At 68.2% G+C, this 4525-nt stretch carries 4 protein-coding genes; 3 read left to right on the forward strand and 1 reads right to left on the reverse strand.

Annotation, left to right across the window (positions count from 1 at the left end; genetic code table 11):
- Positions 1-153: 153 nt before the first annotated feature.
- The 3 genes from ACFYTE_RS42100 (at position 154) to ACFYTE_RS42110 (ending at position 3969) form a co-directional block, all read left to right on the forward strand.
- Positions 154-1239, forward strand: a complete 1086-nt coding sequence (locus ACFYTE_RS42100; protein ID WP_388722578.1) for a tyrosine-type recombinase/integrase — start codon at positions 154-156, stop codon at positions 1237-1239.
- Between the two features lie 332 nt (positions 1240-1571).
- Complete coding sequence (locus ACFYTE_RS42105; protein ID WP_388722580.1) at positions 1572-3569, forward strand: tyrosine-type recombinase/integrase; 1998 nt, start codon at positions 1572-1574, stop codon at positions 3567-3569.
- A complete protein-coding gene (locus tag ACFYTE_RS42110; RefSeq protein ID WP_388722582.1) occupies positions 3559-3969 on the forward strand; it encodes a DUF6262 family protein in 411 nt (136 codons plus the stop codon). Before ACFYTE_RS42105 ends, ACFYTE_RS42110 begins: the two co-directional genes overlap by 11 nt.
- On the opposite strand, the gene ACFYTE_RS42115 is transcribed toward ACFYTE_RS42110, so the two are convergent.
- Positions 3966-4382: a hypothetical protein gene (locus ACFYTE_RS42115; protein WP_388722584.1), complete on the reverse strand. Its 417-nt coding sequence runs from the start codon at positions 4380-4382 to the stop codon at positions 3966-3968. The genes ACFYTE_RS42110 and ACFYTE_RS42115 overlap by 4 nt on opposite strands.
- Positions 4383-4525: the final 143 nt, after the last annotated feature.

Raw genomic sequence — 4525 nt, forward strand, 5'->3', positions numbered from 1 at the left:
GCCTTTATCTGTACCCAGTCCGACGGTGTCAGGGACGTACGCCACGTGGTCCCCAGCCAGGGGCCCGCCCTTGTCGCTGACACTCGCTTGTGACCGTTGTCCGCGATGGTCGTTGCTCCATCCAAGGGATCCACTGGGTGCGGAGGGGCTGGGATGTACGTGCGACGGGTCGTGGGGACGGGGATGCGCCACGAGACGTACACCGTCGTGGACAGCGAGGGACGGGTAGTCGAGATGGTGGACGACTACCTCGCCCTGTGCACCGACCGGGAGCATTCGCCGAACACCCTGCGGGCCCGCGCCTTCGACCTGAAGGCGTGGCTGGTCTTCCTTCAGCTCCTGGACGTTGACCTGCTGGCAGCGGCACCCGAGCAGGTGGACCAGTTCGCCGGCTGGTTGCGGCGTCCGGTGCAGCCGGGGCGGCTGCGATCGGCGGACGCCGATGGTCCGGCCCGGGAGCCGTCAACGGTGAACCGTGCGCTGGACAGCGTCTACATGTTCTACGGGTTCCTTGCCCGCCGCGGCGTCGGTATGGGAGCCCAGCTGACGCACCGCCGGGCGACATCGATCGGCGACCACGGCGGATTCCTCGCCGGCATCGCGGAGCGGCAGGTCAATGCACGGCCGACGCGGCTGAAGCAGGTCAAGCGGCGGCCGACGACGCTGACGGACGCCGAGGTGCAACGGATCCTCGATGCGTGCGAGCGGTTGAGGGATCGGCTGCTGATGGCGTTGATGTTCGAGACGGGCTGCCGGATCGGGCAGGCGCTGGGGCTGCGGCACGAGGACATCAACACGGACCGGCGGACGCTCACGCTGCGGCCCCGCGAGGACAACGCCAACCGCGCACGCGGCAAGAGCCGCGACCCGAAGGAGATCCCCGTCCGGCAGACGCTGCTCGACCTCTATACGGACTACCTGTTCGCCGAGTACGGCGAGCTGGACTGCGACTACGTGTTCGTGAACCTGTGGAACGGAACGGTCGGTGCACCGATGGGGTACTGGGCGGCGATGAGCCTGGTCAAGCGGCTACGGCGACGCGCAGGTCTCGACTTTCACCCGCATCTGTTCCGGCACACTCACGCGACCGCGCTTCTGCGAGCTGGCGTGCGGCTGGAGGTCGCGAGTGAGTTGCTCACGCACGGCTCGGTCCAGACCACGATGGACACCTACGGCCATCTGGACACGGACGACCTGGCCGAGGAACTGGACCGCGTCGGCTTCCGGGGCTCGTGGTGAGCGCCGATGGCGGTCTGGCCGCCGTCGTCCCGTTCCCCGGAGATCCGCGGGCCGCGGCCCTGCTTTGCGTGGTGCGGCCGGAGTTCCGAGTTGAGTGCTTCGCGCCGCCCGCCGGGCACTTCCTGGCCTCGACTCCCTGCGTGATCACTACGTGCGTGAGGAGGAACGCCTCGCGGGGGTTGTGCGCCGCGCATGACGCGGCCTGGCGGAAGGCCGGCCGACCCGAGCGCGAAGGATGGATCGCGGACCCGGCGAACTGGCCGACCGGACTGAGCCTGGACGTGGCACCGTGCCTGGTCAGCGGATGCCCGCACTCCGGAGGACTCTCGTGCTTGTGCGACCTCCACCTCGCCGACCTGAATGGCCTGCATTCGCGGGGCCAGCGCGTCAACGTCCGCCAGTACGCCGCCGAGGCGCCAATGCTCTTCCGCCCGGCCACCAGGCGGTGCGGCTTCCCCGACTGCGGCTACGAGATCAGCCGCAACGGTTTGTGCGACGGGCACCACTACCGGTGGACGAAGGTCGGGCGGCCACCGCTGGCCGCGCTGCCCGCTGAGCTGAAGCTCCGCAACGCCCCCAGCTTCTCCGTCACGGGCCTGCCGCCGCTCGTGGCGCTGGAGTTCCAGTACCTGCTCCAGCTCCGCACCGATCAACGACGCTCCAAGGTGGTCCCCAGCTCCTGGGTCCGCGCGGTCAACACCGTCATCGCCGAGGGCGTCTCCTCGGTGCGGGACCGCCCGGCCGGCCACTGGCGTCACCTGTCGCTAAACCACACCACCGTTCCGCAGCTCTTCACGGACCTGCTGGAGGCCCTCGGCGACCTCGATGGGCCAGCAGAGGAGTGGGACAGGGACGTATGGCGACCGGACCGGCTCGGCTACAGCATCGAAGAGCGGCAGCGCGTCGCCCCGCTGGATTTCACCGGCATCACCCAGCCATGGCTGAGGCAGGCCATCAAGCGCTACCTGCGACTACGGCTCGCGCGCACGGAACTGCGGTCGGCCGCGCGCAATCTCCACGACTTCGTTCTCTTCTCCCGGTTCCTCGCGGAAGCCTGCCCCGACCGGCAGGACGACCCGGCGGTGCTGGACCGACCGCTGCTGGAGTCGTACATCGGCTGGGTCGGCCGCAGGACGGTGGAGCGGAAGGGGCCGTACTTCGGCCAGCCAGTGTCCCCAGGCAGCCGCAGCCGCCTGCTGTCGGCGGTCTCGACCATGCTCGAAACGTGGCGCCGCTACGACTGGCAGCCCATGCTGCCCGCCGACTCCCGGATCCACCGGGACGAATACCCACGACCGCGCGGGCTGAAGGCCAACTTCATCGACGAGCACCTGATGGAGCAGATCGAGTCCGAAGAGAACCTGGCCCTGCTCGACCCCGAGACCCGCACACTGGTGCTGATCTGCCGCGACGAGGGCCTACGCATCAGCGAAGCACTCACCCTGAAGACCGACTGCCTGAAGAAGACCCCGTCCGGCCGCTGGGCCCTGGTCCACTACAAGAGCAAGGACAAGAGCTTCCGGGCCATCCCCGCCTCGCGCGTGGTGGTGGACACGATCCGGGAACAACACGGCCGCGTCCGGGAACGGTTCGGCAGTGCCTGCAAGTGGCTGTTCCCCAAGGTCAGCGGGAACCCGGACGGCAAGTACCCCATGCCCTATGGCACCGTCGACACCCGCTTCGACGCCTGGCTGAAGCTCATTCGCCTCATCGACTCCAACGGCGACCCCGCTGCCGTCAGCTGGCATCAGTTCCGCCACACGCTCGGCACCAGGATGGCGAACGCGGGCGTGTCCGGCCGCACCATCCGCGAGGTCCTCGGGCACACCTCCTGGGCGATGCAGGAGCACTACTCACGCATCGCGGACGACACGCTTCGTCGCGAATACGAGGAGAAGTACGAAGTCCGCTTCAACCTCAAGGGCGAGGCGGTCAAGATCCACCGCGACAGCGACCTGTCCGGCGTCGAGTGGCTCGCCGAGAAGATCGGGCGCCGCCTCCACGCGGTCGCCGGCGGCTGGTGCGGACGGCACATCTCACGCCCATGCCCCAAGACGGCAGCCGACGGCTGCTACTTCTGCGAAGACTTCCAAAGCGACCGGCAGTTCCTGCCCATCCACCGCGACACCCTCGCCCGCACCCGCGAGCTGCAATCCGATGCCGCAGCCGCCGGCCGCCCCCGTGCCGCCGACGTCAACGCACGTCTGGCCGCCGCGGTCGAGCACGTCATCGCACGCATCACCGACCAGGAGAACGACGGACTCGCCCCGGCGTCTGACGACCGCCCGGACCACCGAGGCGAGACGGAGGAGGAAGCAGATGCGGGCTGACAACTCGTCCCACCTGGCCGAGGCTGTACAACGACGCCGCCTGGACTGCATCGAACGCGTCCATGCCGTCCTGTCGGCTTTGGAGCGCGATGGCGGAGCGGTGACCGTCGCCGGGGTCGCCGCGCGGGCCGGGGTCTCCAGGACCTTTCTCTATGACGACGCCCAAGCTCCGCTGCTGACCAGGTTGCGAGACCTCGCGAACAAGCAGCCCGCCACGGGGCGGCCGGCTCTGCCCGACCAGCAGCGGATCACCACCAAGTCACACGAGACCGTGGTGCGAGCGCTACGGGACGCCAACCGGAAACTGAACGAGGAGAACGAACGGCTCCGCAACGAACTCGCCGTCGCCCTTGGACAGCTCCGCGACCTTCGCCGAAGCATCCCCGCCCCACGGCGTTAATCGATCGTCTCGGTATACGGCCCGACGTCGGTGAACCGGCGGATCCGGTCCTGTTCGGCGGTCTCGTCGGAGCCGTCGAAGTGCCGCACCTGGTTCCACCAGCGGTCATGGTCATACCCCTCACAGTGGTTGAACTCGTGCGCCGTACTGCGTAGCCGCTGCCGCTCGCGCACGATCGCGGCCTGCTGCCACGTCTCGGGCCGTTCCACCGCGAGCAGCGTGTACAGGAGCCCTGCCGAGTCGCAGACCAGGCGGAGCAGAGACCGCATCGCGAAGGACGTCTCTCCAGTCTCGCCGACCTCCTCGCACACCCGCCCCAGCTGCACGTTGAGGAACATCTCCAGGCCGCAGACGTCTTCGGGCCTGAGGTCTTCGGCGTAGATGAGGGTGCGCTCGGACGGTGGGTTGGTCATGCGGGTGGATCCTCCCTTTCGTGCCGTGCCAGCTGGATCAGCTCCGGTGACATCTGAGCAACTCTAAGGAGACGTAGCTGACACTGTCATCCACACAAAAGACCAGTTCAGCGTGGCTGCCGAGCGTGAAGGATCCAGATAAC

The organism is Streptomyces sp. NPDC004629 (assembly GCF_042873595.1).
GTDB lineage: Bacteria > Actinomycetota > Actinomycetes > Streptomycetales > Streptomycetaceae > Streptomyces.

Excerpts from the sequence above, each read along its gene's own strand:
- ACFYTE_RS42100 (WP_388722578.1), top strand. The coding sequence starts at position 154 with ATGTACGTGCGACGGGTCGTGGGGACGGGGATGCGCCACGAGACGTAC.
- ACFYTE_RS42110 (WP_388722582.1), top strand. The coding sequence starts at position 3,559 with ATGCGGGCTGACAACTCGTCCCACCTGGCCGAGGCTGTACAACGACGC.
- ACFYTE_RS42115 (WP_388722584.1), bottom strand. The coding sequence starts at position 4,382 with ATGACCAACCCACCGTCCGAGCGCACCCTCATCTACGCCGAAGACCTC.